Consider the following 20,934-nt stretch of genomic DNA (forward strand, 5'->3'; position numbering starts at 1 on the left):
ATTCGCAGCAATCCGGCGTGGCCGCCAGCTACACGGCTCAGACAGGCCGCACGTCGAAGAAGGCCTCGTCGGTTTCACCCAGGTCGCGAAAGCCCGCGGTGCGCGCCGCATCGTAGGCCTTGGCCCAGCGCCTGGCCATGGCGATCTCAGCCTTCGAGAGGTCGCTTTCGCTCGACTCGCTCGCGTTCTGGAATGCGCGCAGCGCCTCGACGACGTCGTCGCCAAGCTGCCGGTCGAGCTCGCGCCGGAAGCGCTGCTCGGCGACTTTCACGGCATCGGCTGCCGGATGCGAATAGTCCGCGAGCCGCACGGTGTAGGCGAAGCGCGCCTCGACTTCGACGTCTTCGAACCGGAACGGCTCCTCGTGCGCCGTCTGCGGAAACGGCGGCTCCGCCGGCAACCGCGGTAATGGCGGCAATGGCGGCAAATGCGGCTGGGGCATGGAAACAGGCAAGGCTGCCACCGCAGCCCTCGGGAAGAAAAGCTCGAACTGGTTCATGGTTCATCGCCCAGGCGCACGGGGGCGCCGATCGGGCTTGCAGCCAAAGACTGTACGAATATACAGTCTTTGGCAACCATTAACCAGCCTGCAAACGGCAGGAGCGGCCGATTCAACGGCGCTCGTGGATCATCCGCCAGACGTTGCACCCGTTCACGCAAGGCTGGCTCGGCAGGCCTGGAGACGGCTGTACGGCCGCGACCGGCGACGTGACGAACGAGAAGCCCGCGGGGTCGCTGCCCGGCGAAGGCGTGCCGCCCATGACGATGGCAGTCATGCTGACCGCCGCCACTTTTGTAACCATCAACATGATCGTCTCCAGCAGTTGGTCACAAGTTCAAGATAGCTCTGCTGTAGACAAAAGTTGCAGGGACTTACCCTCGATGCATCGCCGGCCCTACTCCGCCGGCGGGGGCCTCTTACCCTCGCCCAGGTCGCGTGGCGGCTCGATCGCCTCCCCCGCCTCCACATAGTTGGCCTCCACCGGATGAACGATGGAGGCCGCCGACTCTCCATCGAAGCGAACCAGCAGGTGCTCGCCGCTCGCACCGGTGATGACTCCGAAGCGGCCCTGCAGTTCGACCCTGCCGCCGCGCCGTGCAGGCACCCTGAAGCGGATGCGGATGTACGGAAGACCTACCCTGAAATACTCAACCATGCGCACTCCCTGACCTGTTGTCGCTGGGGTCGAGAGCATTGCCATGGCCCCCGTGGCTGGGGCAACGTCGATGACCGGAAGGCTCAATCTCGTCGTCGGTCCATGGGGTGCGTGTCAGCCGGGACCGATCCCCGCTGACAGCCGCCGGGCATTCCGGCGGGCAGCCCGTGGCTTCTCAGCGGGGATTGCCGACTGCGGTTTCCGTGGTGGAAATCAGGTCGCCGGCCTCTTCGCGGGGTCCGACGTTCAGGTCTTCGGAGAGGCCCTTCAGCACGACGTAGCCCGCCTGCAGGGCCTCGGCGTAGGTGGCGAATCCGGTGGCGGCTTCCATCAGCGGCTCGAACTCCATCGAGTTGTCGAAGGATTCCAGCAGCACCCAGAAATAGTCGCCCGCCTCGTGTTGTTCTACGGTCAGGGCGATGGAGATGAGTTGGCCGGCCATGCGCGCATGGTGGCGCGCCCGAATGACAGCCCGAAGAAGCGGGCGTGAACGTTCTGCTTCCCTGCCCGCGCTCGTCGCAGGCAGGCGCCGCTCAGCCGATGGCCTCGAGGAATTCGAATCCCATCGTCCGCGCGTGATAGTGCAGACCGCCGTCCTGCACGATCAGGAAGCGTGCGCCGCGCGGGCCGGCGTTGTGATGCGAATGCGGCGCGCCGGGCGGCGTGACCAGCGTGGCCCACGGCGTCCAGGGGCACACCGCGTCGCCCACCACCGAGTGGCAGCCCTCGCCCTGCACCACCAGCGTCACCGCGGCCGAGTTGTGGCGATGGGTGCGCTGGTGCGTGTGCGGCTCCAGGGTGTTGAAGCTCAGCGTCAGCGTGGGCGTGAGGTTGCGCGCGGCGGCCTGGCGGTCGGACGAGAAGATCAGCGCGCGGCCGGAGGTCTCGTCGCGCGTGGCGCAAGAGAACATCAGCTCGAACTGGCGCTCGATCTCCGCGGCCGGATAGTGCACGACATCGATGGTCGCCCCGTCGACCGGCGCCGGCTGCGCACGCTCGAAGGCCAGTTGCGGCTCGTTGCCGACCGTCCACAGCAGCGCGCCCTCGGCGCCCGCCTCGATGCGGTAGCCCGATGCGCCGGGCAGCAGGAACACGTCGCCCGGGCCAAAGGCGAAACCGTCGGTCGCCCCCGCCAGCCTGCCGCTGCCGGAAATCACGTACCAGACCGACCCGGTAGCGCGCACATCCAGCGGCAGCAGCGCATCGCGGGCGGCGATGCGCACATAGCGCGCGAGCATCAGCGGCGTGGTGGCCGGAAAGCCGCAGTCGAGCGCGCGCGACTGGTCGCAGTCGAAGACGCCATGGTGCCCCTGCGGAGGCGGCGCGAAGAGCCGCGCGGGCACTTCGGGCAGCTTCACGTCGAAGGCGTTGCCGGAGTTGAAGAAACGCGCCCTGGCCTGCGCCGCGCTGGCCGGCGCGCGCGGGTGCTGCATGGGCAGGTCGGCCATGTCGACGGCAGCGGCGGCATTCATGGCTCGTCTCCCATTCCGCCCCTTGCATAGGGCAACAGCACGCGCAGCAGCACGTTCGCCCCGGCCGCCACGTGCGCGGGCTCGGCCCACTCGTGCTCCGCATGGCTCACGCCGTCGCGGCAGGGAATGAAGATCATCGCGCTGGGACACAGCGGCGCCAGGTGGCGCGCGTCGTGGCCGGCGGCCGAGAGAATGGGCATGTGCGGCTGCCCGATGCGCTCGGCCGCATCCGCGATCGCCCGCTGCAGCTTCGCGTCGAAGCCGTTGGACGGGGCATCGACGAGGGCCGTCACGCTCGCCTGGCACGGCGCGGCGAGCGACTCGCACAGTTCGACCAACCGCTTTCCCAGACGGTCGAGCACCGCGTTGTCGGGATGCCGCAGGTCGATGCGCAACGCCACCCGCTCGGGCACCACCGAGGGCGCGTTGGGCTCCGCCTGCAGCCGGCCGATGGTGAACTTCACCGCCTCGTCATGACCGCCGATCTCGGCGTAGAGCGCCGCCGCGACGCGCGAGAAGGCCGCGAGCGCGTCGCGCCGGTCCGCCATCGCGAGCGTGCCGGCGTGGCCGCGCTCGCCTTCGATCACGACATCGAATGTCTTCTTGCCCTGGATGCCGGTGACCACGCCGATCACGCGTTCGTGCGCCTCCAGCAGCGGCCCCTGCTCGATGTGCGCCTCGACATAGGCCGCCACCGGAAAGCCCAGCGGGCGCCGGCGCAGTTCCGGAAAAGCCGCATGCAGCGCATCGAGCGCGTCGCCGACCGCGACGCCCTCGGCATCGCGCGCCTCGCGCACGGCCTGCAGGCTGCGCACGCCGGCAAAGGCTTCCGAGCCCATCATGCCCGGCGCGAAGCGCGAGCCCTCTTCGTTCATCCACGCCACGCAGACGATGTCCACCGGCGGACGTACGCCGCGCCCGGCCAGCGTGGTCAGCACCTCCAGCGCCGCGACCACGCCATACACCCCGTCGAAGCGCCCGCCTCCGGGCTGGCTGTCGAGGTGGCTGCCCGCGAGCACGGGCGGCGCCTCGCGGTCGGCACCCGGCAGCGCGATGAAGAGGTTGCCCGCCGCGTCGGTCGACGGCTCCAGCCCGGCCGACAGCGCCCAGCCGATCATCGCGTGCCATGACGCGATCTCTTCCGCGCTCAGCGCCTGCCGGTTCACGCCGCCGCCCGGCGTGGCGCCGATGCGGGCGAGCGCCATGAGCCGGTCCCACAGCCGGTCGGCGTCGATGCGCCAGATGCCCTGCCCCTCGGCGGCGGCGACAACGGCGTCGGCGGAGGCGGTTGCCGCGCTCATCAGTCGGTCTTCATGATCTGGCTGGGCAGCGCGCGCGGGTCGCGCGGCTTCCACTGGCCGGCCTCGACCTGGGCGAAGAATTCGGCCAGCAAGGCGTTGAACGCGGCGGGCTCTTCCAGGTTGAGCGTGTGGCCGGTCTTGGGCATCACGGCGAGGCCGCAGGCCGGCAGCGTCTTCTTGAGGAAGATGCCGGGCTGAAGGCAATGGTCGTCCTCGTCGCCGACCACCACGAGCGAGGGCACGGCCATCGCGCGCAGGTCGCCTTCCAGGTCGTAGATCGAGGGGCGCCGCGCCTGCACGCCGCGCATGGTGTTGGCCGCGCCAACGGCATCGTGCTGGCCCAGCCAGGTCGCGAATTCCTGCCAGCCGCGCGGGTCCTTGTTCTGGAACTGCACGCGGCTCGCGCCCAGCGAGTAGGTGCGGGCGAATTTCTCGGAGCCCTGCGCCTCGAACTGCCTGGCCACCTCGAGCGAAACGCCGCGGAAGTACTCCTCGTGCGCCTTCTCGGCACCGTAGCCCGCGCCGGCAATCACCAGCGACGAGGCCCGCTTCGCATGCCGAAGGCCGAAATGCAGCGTCGCGAAGCCGCCCATCGACAGCCCCACGATGTGCGCGCGCGCAAGGCCCAGCGCGTCCATCACGGCCACGATGTCGTCGGCCGCGATGGCCTGCGAATAGCGCTCCACGTCGGCCGGCACGTCCGAGGGCGGGTAGCCCCGCGCGCCGAAGGTCACGCACTGGTGGCGACGCGCGAAGTAACGCATCTGCGGCTCCCAGCTGCGGTGGTCGCCGCCGAACTCGTGCACGAACACGATCGGCGTGCCGCTGCCCGCAGTCTCGTAGTAGAGGCGAACGCCGTCGGGGGTGGTGGCGAAACTCATCGTCGGCGACTCCTCAGAACAGCGCCGCCGTCACCGGCAGGCTGCGCGCGCGCTCCACGGCCTGCGGCAGCACGTCGCACAGCGCCTGCGCCCACGCCCTGGGCACGGTGGTGGAGATCTTCACGAAGCGATGGCCGAAGCGCGGCGTGTGGTACGTGCCCTGCCGCACCATGATGTCGTGCTCGCCGAGCGCGGTGACCAGCGCCTCGGGCGTCACGCCTGCCTTGCTGCACTCGACCACGATGAAGTTGGCCTGCGACGGGAACACCGGCACCTCGAAGCCCGGCAGCTTCGCGAAGGCGTCGACGATCATCCGCTGGTTCTCGCGCTGCTGCGCGATCACCTCGGCCATCCATTCGGCCTTGACCGACAGGCCCGCGATGGCCGCGCGCTGCGCCAGCACGCTCGCGCCCAGCGGCGCCTGCGAGTGCGGCAGGATGCGCGCGAGCAGTTCCGGCGAAGCCACCAGCGCGCCGAGGCGCAGGCCCGCGAGTCCGAGCCACTTCGAGAAGCTCACGATGGTCACGGTGCCTTCCGGGTAGAAGCGCGAGGCCAGCGTGTGGCTGTCGGCGAAGTCGCGGTAGGTGCAGTCGTGAATGAGGATGGCGCCGATCTCGCGCGCGCGCTCGGCGAAGGCGCGGATCTCGTCCTCGGTGTAGGTGGTGCCCAGCGGGTTGTTCGGGTCCACGAGGTAGATGACGGCGGTGTTCGCATCGGTCGACGCGGCCAGCGCCTCGGCCGAGAGCTTGAAGCCGTGCTCCGGCCCGTAGATCGGAATCTCGGTGATCGCCGAGCCCGCCTTGGCCGCGAATTGCAGCGGCCACTTCCAGCCGGGGTCGGTGGTGACGAAGCCCTTGCCCGCCACGCAGAAGGCCCGGCAGGCCAGCGCCAGCGCGGAGACCGCGCCGTCGGTCACCACGGCCGACTGGTCGGGCACGCCGAGGTCGCACACGATGGCCGAGCGCAGCGCCTCCATGCCCAGCGGCGGCGCGTAGGCGTGGAAACTCTCGTCGTCGATGGCATCGTGCAGCGCCTTGCGCACGGCAGGGTGCAGCGGAAAGTGGTTGGTGTTCTGGCCCAGCCACATCAGCTCGGGGTTGGTGAACAGGCGGTCGAAGTACCGGTTACGCGTCTCCGCATCGCTGGTCACGGCCGGCACCGCGGCGGCGGGGTTCAGGGCCGCGTTCATGCCGCGAGCCTTTGCGCCTGCTCGGCCGCCATGGCCTTCTTGCTGGTCTTGATGATCGAGCCGCGCGCCGCGATGCCGCCGTCGATGGTCACCACCGTGCCGGTGATGTAGCCCGCGCGCGGCGAGGCCAGGAACACCATCAGCTCGGCCACCTCTTCCGGCGTGGCCGGGCGTCCGCCTGGGTAGTTGTCGAACAGCTCTTCCCAACGGCCTTCGTCGCCGTGGGTGTCGAGGGCCCGGCGCTTCATCAGCTTGACCATGCGGTCCGTGGCCACCGGCCCGGGGTTCACGCCCACCACGCGGATGCCGTCGTCCAGGCTCACGCCGCCGAGCGCGCGCGTGAAGGCCATCACGGCCGCGTTGCCGGTGGAGCCGGCGATGTAGTTGGCGTCCCAGTTCTCGCCGGAGTTTCCGATGTCGTTCACGATCACGCCGCCGCCCGCGGCCTTCATGCGCGCGTAGTAGATCTGGCTGAGCTCCATGTAGCCCAGCACCTTGAGCTGGAAGCCCCGGCGCACCACCGCGAAGTCGAGCGACTCGATCGGACCCGCGGGAATGTCGCCCGCGTTGTTCACGAGGATGTCGACGTGGCCCGCCGCCTCGGCCAGTTGCGCCATGGCGCCGGGGGCAGCCAGGTCCATCGGGTGGATGCGCACATTGATCGGATGGAGCTTCTCGATCTCCTCCTTGGCCGCTGCGAGGGCGACGCCGTCGCGCGCGGCGAGTTGCAGATGGCAGCCTTCGGCCGCGAACGAGTGGGCGGCCGCAAGGCCGATGCCCTTGGAGGCACCGGTGATGAGTACGGTCTTGCCTTCGAGTTCGAGTTTCATGGGTTGTCCTGGGATGCGGGAATGCGATCGGAAAGGGGATGGAAGAAGGAAGAACGGAAGCCTCAGGCGACGCCCGCGTCCTGCTCGGACAGCGCGGCGATCAGGTCGACGATGTCGTCCTCGAGCAGGCTCACGTGGTCGATGGCGGCGTTGAACGCGGCGCCCGGGTCGTTGCGCCGGATGGCGTCGAGGATGGCGCCGTGCTCGCCGATGGTGGCGCTCATGCGCCCGGGCTGGAAGGTCACGTAGCGGCGGTACACGCGCACCCGCTTGCGCAGCGCGCGCGTCTGCTCGGCGAGGTAGTGCGTGTTGGAGGCTTCGTAGAGCGCGTCGTGGAAGTCCTGGTTCACGTCGTAGAAGCGCGAGTGATCGCCCGATGCGAGGATGCTCGTCAGGTCGTCGTGCAGCTGGCCCATGCGCTGCTTCTGCGCCTCGGTGGCGCGACGCGCGGCGAACTTGGCGCACAGGCCTTCCATCACCGCCATCATCTGGAACATCTCGATGAGCATGGGCAGCGAGATGCGCGCCACGCACACGCCGCCCTGGCGGCTGCGCAGGTCGACGAGCCCGGTGGCGGCCAGCGCTTTCAGCGCCTCGCGAACCGGCGTGCGCGACACCTTGAAGCGATCGGCCAGCTCGGCCTCGTCGAGCCGTGCGCCGGGCTTGAGCACGCCGCTGACGATCAGGTCCTCCAGCGTGTCCTTCAGCTCGTCTGACAGCGTCGCGCCCTTGCCGCGCTGGCGCTCGCGTGCGCGCGGCGCTGAAGTGTCGGCGGTCATCTCGGGTTCATCGGGTTCCATGTTCTTGCCTTCCTTGTTGTGTTTGTCTTTGTCGGTGCATTTCCAACACGCCGCGCCCTGGGCGGTTTCAGAACGGGCGGTCTCCGGCCACCGTGGTGCGGTGCATCACGCGGCGATAGACCTGGTCGTCATAGGGCGTGGCGCGGTGCATGGTGCAGCGGTTGTCCCACACCAGCAGGTCGCCCGCGAGCCACTTGTGGCGGTAGCTGAACTCCGGCGAGATGGCGTGCGCGTTCAGCTCGGCCAGCAGCGCCGCGCTCTCGTCGGCGGGCAGGCCGTCGATCTGCTTGACCACGTCCTCGCCCACGTAGAGCGAGAGGCGGCCGGTCTCGGGGTGCGTGCGCACCAGCGGATGCACCACGTCGGGCGTGGCGGCCAGCTGCTCGGGCGTGAGCGGGTTGCGGTCGGCGAAGGCCTTGCCGTAGTAGTTGGCATAGCTGTGCGTGGCCGTCATGTGCCGGATGCGCGCCTTCGTGTCGTCGTCCAGCGCCTCGTAGGCGGCGTGCATCGAGGCGAAGAAGGTGTCGCCTTCCACCGGCGGCACCTCCAGCGCGTAGAGCAGCGCGCCCATCGAGGGCTCGGCCTTGTAAGAGAGGTCGGAGTGCCAGTTCCAGCCCTCCTTGTGGTTGCCGATGGGCTTGCCGTTCTCCGACACGTTCGACAGCACGTAGACCTCCGGGTGCTCCTTCTTCAGGAACTGCGTGAGCACGTGGCCCAGCAGCGGCCCGAAGCGGCGCGAGAAGGCCACGTGCTGCGACTCGTTGATGTGCTGGCCGCGAAACAGCAGCACCGAGCGCTGGTTGAGCGTGTCGCGCAGCACCGCGAAGTCGGCGTCGCTCACGGGTTCGCGCAGGTCTAGCCCCTTGACTTCGGTGCCGATGAAGGAGGTGAGGTTCTCGAGTTGCATGGTCGGGATGTGTCTCTGGGGATGAACAGGAAGGAAGTTGCCGGCGATCAGAGCCGGTAGTCGGGCTGGGTGCGCTCCAGCATGCGCAGGAACGCAGGCCATTCGCGCGTGCCGGGCGGCAGGATGTCGCCCGCGAATTCGGTGAACTGGCGCGCGGCCAGTTCGCTCACCTCGGGCTGCGGGTACACCAGCGATTCGCCGGGCGCCACGCCGCCCTGCGCGAGCAGTTGCACCTTGGCTGCCTTCTCGAAGTAGTACATGAGGATGAAAGCCTCGGGGATGGTGCGCCCCACGGTCAGGATGCCGTGGTTGCGAAGCACCAGCGTGTGGTGCGGGCCCAGGTCGCGCACCAGCCGCTCGCGCTCGCCGGTCTCCAGCGCCACGCCCTCGTAGTCGTGGAAGGCGGTGTGGCCCTGGTAGCGCATCGCGAACTGGCTCAGCGGCGCCAGCCCGTTGGGCATGGCGGCGATGGCGGTGCCGGCTTCCGAGTGCGTGTGCAGCACGCACAGCGCGTCGGGGCGCCCCGCGTGGATCGCGCTGTGGATCACGAAGCCGGCCCGGTTGACCTCGGCGTCGGTGTCGTCCACCTTGTTGCCGTCCAGGTCGATCTTCACCAGCGAAGAAGCCGTCACTTCCGAGAACAACAGCCCGTAGGGGTTGATGAGGAAGTGATGCTCCGGCCCCGGCACGCGCGCGGAGATGTGGTTGTAGATCAGGTCGTCCATGCCGAAGTGAGCCACCAGCCGGTAGCAGGCGGCGAGCTGCACGCGCAGCTCGGCTTCGGTCTCGGGGTACGCCGCGGGATTCGCTTTCGTCATCATCGCCACCAGACCAGTTTTTGATCGATCCACACGAGCAGGCCGTAGAAGACCATGCTCGCCAGCGACGCCACCAGCACCGCCGACCACACGCTCAGCAGGTCGACCTGCTGCGTCGATTCATAGATCATTCGCCCCAGCCCCGCATAGGCACCCAGCATCTCGCCGACGATCGCAACGATCATGCTGCGCGGCACGCCGATGCGCAGGGCAGTGACCACCGAGGGCATGGCCACCGGCAGGCGCAGGCGCCAGACGATCTTCAGCTGCCCCGCACCGAAGCTGCGCATCAGGTTCACGGCCGCGAGGTCGGCCTGCTTCAGGCCGTGCAGCGCATTCACCAGCATCGTGAAGCCGACCGCCAGCGCCACCAGCGCGATCTTCGAGGCGGCACCGAGGCCGAACCAGATCAGGAAGAGCGGCGCATAGGCGACCGTTGGCACCGCGTTCACCGCCACCGCCAGCGGCATCACGATGCGTTCGAGCGGCGGCGCCAGCAGCAGCACCACGGCCAGCAGCAGCCCGAGCAGGCCACCCAGCGCATAACCGCCGAGCGCCTCGCCCAGCGTGGCCAGCAGCGCGCCCGTCAGGCGACCGGTGTCCGTGAAGGCATGCTGCACGATCGTGCCCAGGCTGGGCAGCACGAAGGGCGGAATGCCGAAGAGCCATATCGCGCCCTCCCACACCGCCAGCAGCACGGCGATGCCCAGCAGCACCGGCGCTACAGGCGATGCCATCAGCTTTCGCTGCGCCACCATACGAGCCTCCTTTCCACGAAGGCGAGCAGCCCGTAGAGCAGCGCACCCATCAGCCCGCAGGCGAACATCACCACCCACAGGCGCACCACCAGGTCGGCGTTCATCGCCTCCATGAGCATCACGCCCAGGCCCACGGTCTCGCCAAACCACTCGCCCACCACCGAGCCGATCAGGCTCAGCCCGATGGCCACGCGCAGCCCGACCATCACCTGCGGCAGCGCCGAAGGCACGGCCAGCTTGAAGAACATCACGAAACGGCCGGCACCGAAGCTCTTCATCAGCGCGATGCGTTGCGGGTCGCACGACTTCAACCCGCGCAGCGTGTTCACAGTCACCGGGAAGAAGGTCAGGAAGAAGGCGGTCATCACCTTGGCCAGCAGCGAGTTGCCGAACCAGATGACGATGAGCGCGCCGAAGGCCACCACCGGCACCGTCTGCGACACCACGAACAGCGGGAACACCGAGCGCTCCATCCAGCGCGAATAGGTGAACACCGTGCCGCAGGCGCAGCCGAACAGCGCACCCATCGCGAAGCCGAGCACGGTCTCCAGCAGCGTGCGGCCGAAGCCGCGCGCGAGCTGGGGCCACACCGACCATGCGTCCTGCGCGATGGCGCTGAGCGCCGGCAGGTAGCGCGGCGACGGCGCGAAGGCATGCACGCAGACCTCCCACACCAGCGCCAGGCCGACGAAGGCCAGCGCGGGCGAGCGCACTGCGCGCTGCAGGAAATCGTTCACGAGGCGGTGCCCTCCTGCGCGAAGGTCTTGCGGCTTTCTTCCTCGATCTCCGCCAGCAGGCGTTGCTTGATGCGGATGAACTCCGGCGTCAGCACCACCGACGGGTCGCGCGGGCGCGGCAGGTCGATCGCGGTCTCGCTCTTCACCGTGCCGGGGCGCGCGCTCATCACCAGCACGCGGTCGCCCAGCACGATGGCCTCGTCGATGTCGTGCGTGATGAAGAGCACGGTGCGCCGGTGGCGCGCCCAGATGTCGAGCAGCCAGTGCTGCATGCGGCTGCGCGTGAGCGCGTCGAGCGCGCCGAAGGGTTCGTCGAGCAGCATCAGGTCACGCTCGAACAGGAAGGTGCGCATCAGGGCCACGCGCTGGCGCATGCCGCCCGAGAGCTGGTGCGGGTGGTGGTTGGCAAAGCCCGCCAGGCCGAACTCGGGCAGCATGGCTCGGGCGCGCTCGCGCGCCTCCTTGCGCGGCACGCCCTCCACCTCGAGCGCGAGGATGGCGTTGTCCAGCACGGTGCGCCACGGAAACAGCAGGTCGCGCTGCGGCATGAACGACACCTTGCCCAGCAGCTGGCCGTCGCGCTGCGGCGCGCCGCCGAACAGCAGCGAGCCGTCGTCGTCGGGCGGCAGCAGGCCCGCGATCATGTTGAAGAGCGTCGACTTGCCGCAGCCCGAAGGCCCCACGAGCGTGACGAACTCGCCCTTGGCGATGCGCAGGTTGACGCCCGACACCGCGACGGTGCGCGCCTGCGCTTCGCCGAAGCGCTTCCAAACGTTGACCAGCTCGAGCATGGGCGGCGCCGTGTCGGCTGCCACCGGCGGCATCACTTCGTGAGGCATGAACTTCATGGCGCGGCGGCTCAGAACTTCTTGTCGGCCATGGGCACCTGGGTCCAGAAGCTGGGGTCGTAGGCCTTCGAGAGATCCGCCGGCGCCTTCAGCGCCTTGTAGCCCACGAGCTGGGTCTGCATCTTCTCGACGGTGGGCAGGTCGATGGCGAGGATGCCGTCGGTGGTGCCCTTGCCGGCCTTCACGAGCTTCTCGAACTCGTCGAGCATGGCTTCCTGGTGCGCACGGTTGAGGCTGGGGGCCGCGGCCATGACGATGTCGATGGCTTCCTTCTTGTTCTGCAGCGCGTACTTCCAGCCCTTGATGGTGGCCGTGAGGAAGGCTTGCACCTGCTGCGGCTTCTCGTTGCGGTACTTCTCGGACACGAGCACCGTGTCCTGCTGCACCACCACGCCGTAGTCGTCGGGCTTGATGAGCGTGAGCTTGTCGCCCAGGCCCTGCTCCTTCAGCGTGTTGAGCTCGTTGTAGTAGGTGGCCGCAGCTACGTCGAACTGCTTCTCGACGAAGGGCGCCATGGAGCCCGACTGGGGAACGATGGTCAGGTCGCTCTGCTTCACGCCGGCCGAAGCGAGCATCGAGTACAGCGTGTACTGCGTGCCGGTGAACCAGGTCGCGACCTTCTTGCCGGCGAAATCCTTCACCTTGGTGATGCCGGAATCCTTGTAGGTCACGTAGGTGAAGGGCGTGTTCTGCACGGTCACGCCGATGCACACCAGCGGCAGGCCCTTCTCGCGGGCGAGCAGCACGGTCTCGGTGCCGCCGGCAAGGCCGAAGGTGTCGTTGCCCGAGGCGACCAGCGTCTCGACGTTCAGGTTGGGACCGCCTGGGTTGATCGTCAGGTCGAGCCCGGCCTGGTCATAGAAGCCCTTGGCCTTGGCCACGTAGAAACCGGCGAACTGCGCCTGCGCCAGCCATTTGAGGCGCAGCGAGACCTTCTCGGCGGCGGACGCGGGCATGCCCGCCAGAAGAGCCATCGACGTTGCGACGGCGGCCAGGATACGCAAGGACTTGAAAGACATTGGACGGCCTCGTGAATACAAAAAACTCTTAAAGCAGTATCCATGCCATGTTGTTTTGGCCTGTTTTCCGGCGCCGGAAGCGTGAATTGGCCCAAAACATGCACCCGAGTGCAGCTTCTGCCCCACTTCGAGCCTTTCATGAACCGAATCCATGCGCTGACCGATCTTTCCGCTCGCGAGGCTGCCGGGCTGATGTCGCGCGGCGAACTTCGAGCCGCCGACTACGCACAGGCGCTGCTGGAGCGCGCGGATGCCACCGCCCCCTACGGCGCCCTGCTCCACCTTGACCCCGAAGCCCTCCGCACCGCGGCCGCCGAACTCGACGCCGCCCCTCGCCCCTCGCCGGGAACGCTGCCTCTATATGGCGTGCCGCTCGCCTTCAAGGACAACATCGACGTCGCCGGCATGCCGACCACGGCCGGCAGCCCGTGGATGGCGGACCACCGCCCACGCATCCACGCCGGCGTGACACAGCGGCTGCTTGACGCGGGCGCGCTGGTGCTCGGCAAGACGAACCTGCACGAGTGGTCGCAGGGCGTCACCGGCCACAACCACGGCTTCGGGCCCTCGCGCAATCCGTTCGACGCCGCGCGCATCACCGGCGGCTCCAGCGGCGGCAACGCGGCGCTGCTGGGGCTGCGCGCCGCGCCGGCGGCCATCGGCACCGACACGGGCGGCTCGGTGCGCGTGCCGGCCGCGCTGTGCGGCCTGGTGGGCTTCCGGCCGACCACGCACCGCTGGCCCGACGACGGGCTGGTGCCGATCTCGCCCACCTTCGACACCGCCGGCGTCATGGCGCGCTGCGTCGACGATTGCGTGCTGGTCGACCACGCGGTGGCCGGCGGCCCGCTGCAAGTGAGCCCGACACCGCTCGCGGGCGTGCGCCTCGGCGTGCCGGAAGCCTATTTCTGGGAGGAGCTCGATCCGCCCGTGGCGCAACTGGCCCGCGAGCGCCTCGAGCTGCTGCGCGAGGCTGGAGCCGTTCTGGTGCCCTGCGATCTGGCCGAGGCCGGCGCGCTCTTCCGCGAAGCGTCGATGACGATCTCGCTGCACGAGATCCTGCCCGCGCTGGCCGCCTACTTCGCGCGGCACGATCGCCCCTTCGACGCACGCGCGCTCACCGGCGCGGTGGTCAGCCCCGACGTGCGGCCGCTTTTCGAACGCCTCTTCGGCGCCACGGCCATCGCGCCGGAGGCCTATGCGCACGCGCTGCACACCCTGCGCCCGCGGATGCGGGCGGCATACCGCGACTGCTTCGCCCGGCACGAGCTCGCCGCCCTCGTCTTCCCGACCAGCCCGCTGACTGCCGCGCGCATCGGCGAGGACGTGGAAGTGTCGCTGTGCGGCCGTTCGACCAGTGCGTTCGCGGCCTACATCCGCAACACGGGGCCGGCCGGCATGGCGGGCCTACCGGCGGTGAGCCTGCCGATGGGACTCGCCTTCGACGGCCTGCCCGCGGGGCTGGAAATCACCGGCGCGGAAGGCTCCGATCCGGCGCTGCTGGCACTGGCCCTCGGCATCGAAGCCGTGCTGCCGAAGGCGCCAATCGCCCTCGCCGTGGAAAAGTTGGCAAGCCGCTGAAACCCTCGTCGCAAAAACACTACGCTCCTTCGCGCGACAGGCCTTCACGCCATGGCACACGATCGGCGATGCTCAAGCATGCCGATTGCAAACTCACGTCCTCCGCCCTCGCGCTTCGGATGGCGCGTCGCCGCCCTCGCCTACACGGTGACGGGCGTCGTCTGCATCCTGGCTAGCGCGGTCGCGCCCGACAGCGACGTGAGCCTGCTCGTGGCCATCGCGGGTGGGCTGCCGTGGTCGCTGAGCCTGCTGACCCTCGGCCTCTCGCCCGGCGTGGCCGACACGGCGCTGCTGATGCTGGCTGCGAGCTGGTCGGCCAATGCCGCGCTGCTCTGGTGGCTGGCGCTGCGCCGGCCCAGCCGCCACGAGCCTTCTCACCCCGCCTAGCCACCCGGACTGGCATCTCCCAGGGAGCCCGAGAGCGATTCGGTGCGATCATCTCGCCCCGAAATCCTGCGCGCCGAAATGCCGCGCGCGGGGCGCCCTCAACACGAAGACCGAGACAAAGGCTTTTCCCCGATGCCCCAAGACCTGCAGCAAGTCAACGCGCCGCTGATCGGCGTTCCCGGTGGCCGCCATCTGCTCGACACCCCCGCACTGCTGATCGACCTGCCCGCGATGACGCGCAACATCGAACGCATGGCCGCCTTCGCCAAGGCACGCGGCGTGAACCTGCGGCCGCACGTGAAGACGCACAAGTCGGTCGAGATCGCGCGGCGCCAGGTGGCGGCGGGCGCCATCGGCGTGAGCTGCGTGACGATGGGCGAGGCGGAGGTGATGGTCCAGGGCGGAATTCCGGGCGTGCTCATCACCTCGCCCGCGGTCACGCCGAGCAAGATCGCAAGACTCATCAAGCTGGCGCAGCGGGCGCGCCCGGGCGACGTGATGGTGGTGGTCGACAACCCGCAGAACCTGGCCGACCTGGCACGCGCCGCGAGCGAGCTCACGCACCCGCTCGACGTGCTGGTGGACTACGGCGCCGGCTACAACCGCACCGGCTGCGCCACGCAGGCGAAGGTGCTCGAGCTGGCCGCGCTGGTGGCTGCGGAGCCGCGCCTTCGGCTGCGCGGGCTGCAGTCGTATGCGGGCAACCTGCAGCACATCGTGGCGCGCGACGAGCGCAGCGCCGCGGCAGCCGGGCTGCGCGAGACCGTGGCGGGCATCGTGGCGGCCGCAAGGCGGCAGGGCCTGAACTTCGACATCGTGACGGGCGCGGGCACAGGCACGCACGACCTCGATTCGCAGGAGAACGCCTTCACCGAACTGCAGGCGGGCTCGTACGTGTTCATGGACGCCGAGTACTCGCGCGTGCTGGCAAACGGTGACCAGCCCTCGCCCTTCGAGACCTCGCTCTTCGTACAGACGGCGGTGGTCAGCACGAACGCGGCCGACTGGGTGACCGTGGACGGCGGCACCAAGTGCTTCTCCACCGACAGCGGCGTGCCGCTGGTGGCCAAGGGCGCGGACGCCGCGAGCCGCTACGCCTTCTTCGGCGACGAGCACGGCAAGCTGATGCCGCCTCCGGGCTCGCAGGCACCGAAGCCGACGCTGGGTACCCGGGTGGAGTTCGTCACTCCGCACTGCGACCCGACAGTCAACCTGCACGACGCCTATCACGTGGTCGAGGGCGGCACGCTGGTCGCCATCTGGCCGGTGGACGCGCGCGGCAGGCGATAGCAGAAGGGGCCGTCATAAGAAAACGCGAAAAGCGTATTTCACAAGCGCCGCACGGCGGGGGAAAGTCGGCAGCCTGTCCCTTTCTTCTTTCCGGGCGCCCTTCCGGGGCTGCCCCGCCTCCATGGAATCCATCCAAGCAACGACGCGGCCCGCATCGCCGGCGCCCGGCGTGCAAGCTCCCTCCTCGCAGCAGCTTGCCGCCCGCTTCCGCCCTATCTTCCAGCGCATCGCAGAAGGTGCGGTGCAGCGCGAGAACGATCGCGAGCTCGCCTACGAACCCGTCGCCTGGCTCAACGCCGAGCGCTTCGGCGCCCTGCGCGTGCCGCTCGAGCACGGCGGCCTGGGCGGATCGGTGGAGCAGCTCTACGACCTGCTCATCGAACTCGGCGAGGCCGACTCCAACCTGCCGCAGATCCTGCGCGCGCACTTCGGCTTCATCGAGCGGCTCTTCGCCGAGATCGACCCCGCCCTGCATGGCCCGTGGATGCGCCTGGCGGCCGAGGGGGTGATCTTCGGCAACGCCACCACCGAGCTCGGCGAAGGCCCGCTCGGGGAACTGAAGACCACGCTGCGGCGCGACGGCGACGCCTGGCGGCTCGACGGCGACAAGTTCTACAGCACCGGCACGCTCTACGCCGACTGGATCTCGGTCTCGGCCCAGCGCCTGAACGACGACGGCAGCAGCGACCGCGTGATAGCGCTCGTGCCGGCCGAGGCGCAGGGCGTGGAGCGCGTGGACGACTGGCGCGGCCTCGGCCAGCGGCTGAGCGCATCGGGCACCACGCGCTTTCGCAACGTGCGCGTGAAGCCGGAGAACGTGCTGCTCTACGTGCGCGACCAGCCCACGCCGCTGACCGCACATTTCCAGCTCATACACCTGGCCACGCTGGCGGGCATCGCGCGCGCCATCGTGCGCGACGCGGTGGCCTTCGTGCAGCCGCGCAAGCGCATCTACAGCCACGGCAGCGGCGACACGCCGCGCGAAGACCCGCTGGTGCAGCAGGTCGTCGGCCAACTCGCGAGCACGGCCTTCATCGCGGCCTCGACGGTGCAGGCGGTGGCGCGCGGCCTGGGCGAGGTCGACCGCTTCCTTCAGCGCGGCGAGGCCGCGCCCGAGAGCCTGCTGTTCGAAGTGGAGCTGAACACCGCCAAGGCGCAGGCCGGCATCGTCGATGCGGTGCTGCAGGCGGGCACGCGGCTTTTCGACATCGGCGGCGCCTCGGCGCTGCAGGAAGACCGCCGGCTCGACCGGCACTGGCGCAATGCGCGCACGCTCGCCTCGCACAACCCGACCATCTACAAGGGGCGCGTGGTGGGCGAATATCTGCTCAACGGGGTGAGGCCCACTTTCTACTGGGCGGTGGGAAGCGCTTGAAGGGCTGAGACGGCGGCAGTTGCGGCGCAGGCGATCAACGCGGCACCGTCAGACGCGCGGAAGCGCCGCCAGGAAGGTGGACACGACGATCGCCGCGGCCCGGTCGAGCTGCAGGATGTCCGCCACGTCGAAGGCGTGCGGCGCGGTGCGTCCACTCGAACCGAGTGGCTTGCGGATCTCGACAAGGACTTCGGCCGCCAGTTCGCGGTCGCTGCGCGGCCGGCCGTCGGGGTGCATCACCCATTCATCGACTTGATCGAATGGAATGCTGCGGAAGACTCCCACTATGGGGACGTACTTGTAGCGATCCTCGCCCACCAGGATGGGCACGCTGAGGTTACAGAAAAACGTGGTCGTCGACATGCAGGATCGCCGTCGCTAGGCAAAGCCTTAAATTGTTAATGAGTGCGCTGTCTGGAGCCATCCTCCGCAGGAGTTGTCAGAGGAAGAGACGTGACCTTCTGCACACAAATTGCCTCCATCCTCATCGATTCTCGCGTCAAAACAACCACTTTATTCTTACATAAAGATACACCAAAGGGAATTTCTAATGTTTTCGGCTGTTGCGGCGCGAATTGAAGGGCCAGCCGAACGAAAGACGCAGGTGTAAACACGCCTGCGGTGAGACGGGGGATGCGAGGGTGCGCGAGAACGGTGCCCGCGGACACGGGAGTTACCCGGCCGCCCTGTTCGCTCGGCGGCGCGGATTGGTCCTAATCGGCCCTTCGGGCCGGCTGCCGGAGGGGCCTGGAGAAATCAGGCCGGCGCGCTGAAGCGCGGCGCGCGCCGTTCGATGTTGGCCTTCACGGCCTCGGTCTGGTTGGGGCTGCCGATCAGCGCCTTCTGCTCCACCGATTCGGCCAGCAGCAGTTCGGCCGCGCTCTGCGAGAGCGATGCGTTCAGCAGCCGCTTGCCCGCGCGGATCGCGTCGGGGCTCTTGCCGGCGATCTCGTGCGCCATCTGCAGCGCCTCGGCCAGCGGGTCGGCGCTGACGCGGGTGGCGAAGCCCAGGCGCAGCGCCTCTTCGCCCGAGAAGATGCGCCCGGTGAAGGTGAGTTCGCGCACCACGTCGCTGCGAGCGAGTTCGCGCATCAGCACCATGCCGGCCATGTCGGGCACCAGGCCCCACTTGATCTCCATCACCGACAGCTTGGTGTCGGGCGCGACGATGCGGATGTCCGCCCCCAGCGCCACCTGCAGGCCGCCACCGAAGGCCACGCCGTGCACCGCGGCGATGACGGGCACCGGCACCTCGCGCCAGACCATCGCCACCTGCTGGGCGGCGTTCGCGATGCCGTGGGTGCGCACCACCAGGTCGGCCCCTGCGGCGCCCTCGCCCAGCACGTCGGCGCCAGCGCCCTGCTGCTGCATGCGTTCGAACGAAGCTATGTCGAGCCCCGCGCAGAAGGCCTTGCCGCGGCCCGAGATCACCACCGCGCGCACCGCCTTGTCGCCGCGCAGGGCCTCGCCGGCCTCGATGAGCGCATCGAACATCGCCGGGTCGAGCGCGTTCATCTTGTCGGCGCGGGCGAGTTGCAGTTCCACGACGCCGTCGGCGTGGCGGGTCCGTTCGATGCGGTCGGTCATTCGATGTCTCCTGGGCGGTTGCCGCGCCAGTATCGCCGGGCCCGGGCTCAGGCGATGATGGCGGCTGTCGCCTACACAACACCAAAGCCATGCCCCTGGACCGCCGCCACTTTCTCATTCAATCGGGTTCCGCCGCCGCCGTGGTCGCACTGTTCGGACAGGGCTGCGCCTCGACGCCAGCGCCTCAATCCGCGGGCCCCGGCGAGACGCTGGGCTTCACCGGCGTGCCGGCGTCCCTGCACGACGGCATCGTGATACCGCCCGAATACGAATGGCAGCTGCTCTATCCCTGGGGCACGCCCACCGGCGTCGCGGGCCGCATGCCGCCCTTCGCACCCGACGCGAGCAACAGCGCCGACGACCAGGCCGTGCAGGCCGGCATGCACCACGACGGCATGCATTTCTTCGCGCTCGATGCCACAGGCGAACGTGGCCTGCTCGTGATGAACCACGAGTACACCGACGAGCAATTGCTCCACACCGACGGCGTGAAGGAATGGACCGCCGACAAGGTCCGCAAGTCGCTGCACGCCATGGGCGTCTCGGTGATCGAAATCCGGCGCAGCGGCCAGGGCTGGCAGCAGGTGCTGCCCTCGCCCTTCGCACGCCGCGTGCACGGCAACACGCCGATGCGCATCGCCGGGCCCGCCGCCGGCACGCCGCTGATGCGCACCGCGGCCAATCCGGCGGGCGATGCGGTCTTCGGCACCTTCGCCAACTGCGCGATGGGCGTCACGCCGTGGGGCACCTACCTCACCTGCGAGGAGAACTTCCACGGCTATTTCGGCGGGCCGAAGGACGCGGCCCGCAACGCCACGCCGGCCCAGCGCCGCTACGGCACGGTGGCCGGGTCGCAGTGGGTCGAGTACTGGCGCTTCGACGAGCGCTTCGACCTCAGCCGCCACCCGAACGAGCCGCACCGCTTCGGCTGGGTGGTCGAGATCGACCCGTTCGACCCCGCGGCCACACCGGTCAAGCGCACCGCACTGGGCCGCAAGCGCCAGGAGAGCGCCACCTGCACCGTCGCGAAGGACGGCCGCCTGGTGGTCTACATGGGCGACGACTCGCGCTTCGAATACATCTACAAGTTCATCAGCCGCGACAAGGTGCGCCCCGGCACCGACGCCGCCGCGCGCGCCGCCAACCGGCACCTGCTCGACGAAGGCACGCTCTACGCGGCGCGCTACGACGCCGGCGACCGCGGCCAGTGGCTCGAACTCACGCACGGACGCAACGGCCTGGACGCGACGAACGGCTTCGCCGACCAGGCGGAGGTGCTGATCCACGCGCGGCTGGCGGGCGACCAGGTCGGCGCCACGAAGATGGACCGCCCCGAGTGGATCGCCATCCATCCGCAAAGCGGCGAGGTCTACGTCACGCTCACCAACAACAGCCAGCGCGGCGACGCCGGCAAGCCCGCTCCCGATGCGGCCAACCCGCGCGCCAACAACCTCTTCGGCGGCATCCTGCGCTGGCGTGAGGACGCAGGCGATGCGGCTTCCACCGGCTTCTCGTGGGACCACTTCGCGCTCGCAGGCGACCCCGCGCAGCCCGGCAGCGGCGCGCGCTACCCCTCGGCCGGCGCCGATGCGTTCGGCGCACCCGACGGACTGCACTTCGACCGCGGCGGCCTGCTCTGGATCCAGACCGACCTGAGCGGCCAGGTCATCGGCAAGCCGCCCTACACCTCGCTGGGCAACAACCAGATGCTGTGCGCCGACCCGGCCTCGGGCCGCATCAAGCGCTTCCTCACCGGGCCCAACGGCTGCGAGATCACCGGCTGCGTGGTCACGCCCGACCGGCGCACGCTGTTCGTCAACATCCAGCACCCGGGCGAGGCGCGCGACGACGGCGACACGAAGCACAGCAGCGCCTGGCCCGACGGCACCACGCCGGGCAGCGCCCGGCCGCGCTCGGCGACGCTGGCGATACGGCGGCGCGACGGCGGTATCGTCGGCACCTGAGACAACAAATCGAACAGGCGAGAAAAAGGACAC

General features: G+C 69.1%; 23 protein-coding genes. 5 read left to right on the forward strand and 18 right to left on the reverse strand.

The genetic code is table 11. The features are described from left to right. Positions 1–37: 37 nt before the first annotated feature. The 16 genes from FHT32_RS33605 to FHT32_RS33680 all read right to left on the reverse strand — a co-directional run bounded on the left by FHT32_RS33605 (position 38) and on the right by FHT32_RS33680 (position 12,717). Complete coding sequence (locus FHT32_RS33605; protein WP_176668870.1) at positions 38–499, reverse strand: hypothetical protein; 462 nt, start codon at positions 497–499, stop codon at positions 38–40. A gap of 112 nt (positions 500–611) precedes the next feature. After that, positions 612–809 carry a hypothetical protein gene (locus tag FHT32_RS33610; protein ID WP_176668871.1) on the reverse strand — a complete coding sequence of 66 codons (198 nt, stop codon included), beginning with the start codon at positions 807–809 and terminating at the stop codon, positions 612–614. An 87-nt stretch (positions 810–896) separates the two neighbouring features. Continuing rightward, positions 897–1,157 (reverse strand): hypothetical protein, encoded by a 261-nt coding sequence (locus FHT32_RS33615; protein ID WP_176668872.1) that lies wholly within the window; start codon positions 1,155–1,157, stop codon positions 897–899. Between the two features lie 175 nt (positions 1,158–1,332). Next, the gene (locus tag FHT32_RS33620) at positions 1,333–1,599 is read right to left on the reverse strand and encodes a hypothetical protein (RefSeq protein WP_176668873.1); all 267 of its coding nucleotides are present in this window, start codon (positions 1,597–1,599) and stop codon (positions 1,333–1,335) included. Between the two features lie 91 nt (positions 1,600–1,690). After that, positions 1,691–2,629 (reverse strand): cupin domain-containing protein, encoded by a 939-nt coding sequence (locus FHT32_RS33625; protein WP_176668874.1) that lies wholly within the window; start codon positions 2,627–2,629, stop codon positions 1,691–1,693. Continuing rightward, positions 2,626–3,930 (reverse strand): Zn-dependent hydrolase, encoded by a 1,305-nt coding sequence (locus tag FHT32_RS33630; protein WP_176668875.1) that lies wholly within the window; start codon positions 3,928–3,930, stop codon positions 2,626–2,628. Before FHT32_RS33630 ends, FHT32_RS33625 begins: the two co-directional genes overlap by 4 nt. After that, positions 3,930–4,811 carry an alpha/beta fold hydrolase gene (locus FHT32_RS33635; RefSeq protein WP_176668876.1) on the reverse strand — a complete coding sequence of 294 codons (882 nt, stop codon included), beginning with the start codon at positions 4,809–4,811 and terminating at the stop codon, positions 3,930–3,932. The genes FHT32_RS33630 and FHT32_RS33635 overlap by 1 nt, the downstream gene beginning before the upstream one ends. Before the next feature lie 13 nt (positions 4,812–4,824). Further along, a complete protein-coding gene (locus FHT32_RS33640; protein WP_176668877.1) occupies positions 4,825–6,000 on the reverse strand; it encodes a pyridoxal phosphate-dependent aminotransferase in 1,176 nt (391 codons plus the stop codon). After that, entirely contained in the window at positions 5,997–6,830 is an 834-nt protein-coding gene (locus tag FHT32_RS33645) for an SDR family oxidoreductase (protein ID WP_176668878.1), read from the reverse strand. The genes FHT32_RS33640 and FHT32_RS33645 overlap by 4 nt, the downstream gene beginning before the upstream one ends. A 62-nt stretch (positions 6,831–6,892) precedes the next feature. Then, positions 6,893–7,630: a GntR family transcriptional regulator gene (locus tag FHT32_RS33650; RefSeq protein WP_176668879.1), complete on the reverse strand. Its 738-nt coding sequence runs from the start codon at positions 7,628–7,630 to the stop codon at positions 6,893–6,895. A gap of 67 nt (positions 7,631–7,697) precedes the next feature. Next, positions 7,698–8,537: a TauD/TfdA family dioxygenase gene (locus tag FHT32_RS33655; RefSeq protein WP_176668880.1), complete on the reverse strand. Its 840-nt coding sequence runs from the start codon at positions 8,535–8,537 to the stop codon at positions 7,698–7,700. A 47-nt stretch (positions 8,538–8,584) separates the two neighbouring features. Then, entirely contained in the window at positions 8,585–9,355 is a 771-nt protein-coding gene (locus FHT32_RS33660; protein WP_176668881.1) for a class II aldolase/adducin family protein, read from the reverse strand. Beyond that, complete coding sequence (locus FHT32_RS33665; RefSeq protein ID WP_176668882.1) at positions 9,355–10,113, reverse strand: ABC transporter permease; 759 nt, start codon at positions 10,111–10,113, stop codon at positions 9,355–9,357. Before FHT32_RS33665 ends, FHT32_RS33660 begins: the two co-directional genes overlap by 1 nt. After that, positions 10,092–10,850: an ABC transporter permease gene (locus FHT32_RS33670; protein ID WP_176668883.1), complete on the reverse strand. Its 759-nt coding sequence runs from the start codon at positions 10,848–10,850 to the stop codon at positions 10,092–10,094. The genes FHT32_RS33665 and FHT32_RS33670 overlap by 22 nt, the downstream gene beginning before the upstream one ends. Beyond that, positions 10,847–11,698, reverse strand: coding sequence for an ABC transporter ATP-binding protein (locus tag FHT32_RS33675; RefSeq protein WP_176668884.1), 852 nt, complete (start codon positions 11,696–11,698; stop codon positions 10,847–10,849). Before FHT32_RS33675 ends, FHT32_RS33670 begins: the two co-directional genes overlap by 4 nt. Positions 11,699–11,709: 11 nt before the next feature. Next, entirely contained in the window at positions 11,710–12,717 is a 1,008-nt protein-coding gene (locus FHT32_RS33680; RefSeq protein ID WP_176668885.1) for an ABC transporter substrate-binding protein, read from the reverse strand. Positions 12,718–12,855: 138 nt separating this feature from the next. Here FHT32_RS33680 and iaaH point away from each other — a divergent pair, with 138 nt between their 5' ends. The 4 genes from iaaH (at position 12,856) to FHT32_RS33700 (ending at position 17,350) form a co-directional block, all read left to right on the forward strand. Continuing rightward, complete coding sequence (gene iaaH / locus FHT32_RS33685; RefSeq protein ID WP_176668886.1) at positions 12,856–14,298, forward strand: indoleacetamide hydrolase; 1,443 nt, start codon at positions 12,856–12,858, stop codon at positions 14,296–14,298. Between the two features lie 78 nt (positions 14,299–14,376). Then, complete coding sequence (locus FHT32_RS33690; RefSeq protein WP_176668887.1) at positions 14,377–14,685, forward strand: hypothetical protein; 309 nt, start codon at positions 14,377–14,379, stop codon at positions 14,683–14,685. Positions 14,686–14,817: 132 nt separating this feature from the next. Next, positions 14,818–15,975 carry a DSD1 family PLP-dependent enzyme gene (locus FHT32_RS33695; RefSeq protein WP_176668888.1) on the forward strand — a complete coding sequence of 386 codons (1,158 nt, stop codon included), beginning with the start codon at positions 14,818–14,820 and terminating at the stop codon, positions 15,973–15,975. 121 nt (positions 15,976–16,096) lie between these two features. Continuing rightward, entirely contained in the window at positions 16,097–17,350 is a 1,254-nt protein-coding gene (locus FHT32_RS33700) for an acyl-CoA dehydrogenase family protein (RefSeq protein WP_176668889.1), read from the forward strand. A gap of 48 nt (positions 17,351–17,398) precedes the next feature. Here FHT32_RS33700 and FHT32_RS33705 read toward each other — a convergent pair whose 3' ends face one another. Then, positions 17,399–17,713, reverse strand: a complete 315-nt coding sequence (locus tag FHT32_RS33705; protein WP_019653070.1) for a hypothetical protein — start codon at positions 17,711–17,713, stop codon at positions 17,399–17,401. A gap of 393 nt (positions 17,714–18,106) precedes the next feature. Then, on the reverse strand, positions 18,107–18,937 hold the full coding sequence (locus FHT32_RS33710; RefSeq protein WP_176668890.1) for a crotonase/enoyl-CoA hydratase family protein: 831 nt from the start codon (positions 18,935–18,937) through the stop codon (positions 18,107–18,109). Positions 18,938–19,026: 89 nt separating this feature from the next. On the opposite strand from FHT32_RS33710, the gene FHT32_RS33715 reads away from it, so the two are divergent. Further along, positions 19,027–20,901 carry a PhoX family phosphatase gene (locus FHT32_RS33715; protein WP_176668891.1) on the forward strand — a complete coding sequence of 625 codons (1,875 nt, stop codon included), beginning with the start codon at positions 19,027–19,029 and terminating at the stop codon, positions 20,899–20,901. The last annotated feature ends 33 nt before the right edge of the window (positions 20,902–20,934 follow it).

The organism is Variovorax sp. SG517 (assembly GCF_013376045.1).
Lineage (GTDB): Bacteria > Pseudomonadota > Gammaproteobacteria > Burkholderiales > Burkholderiaceae_C > Variovorax.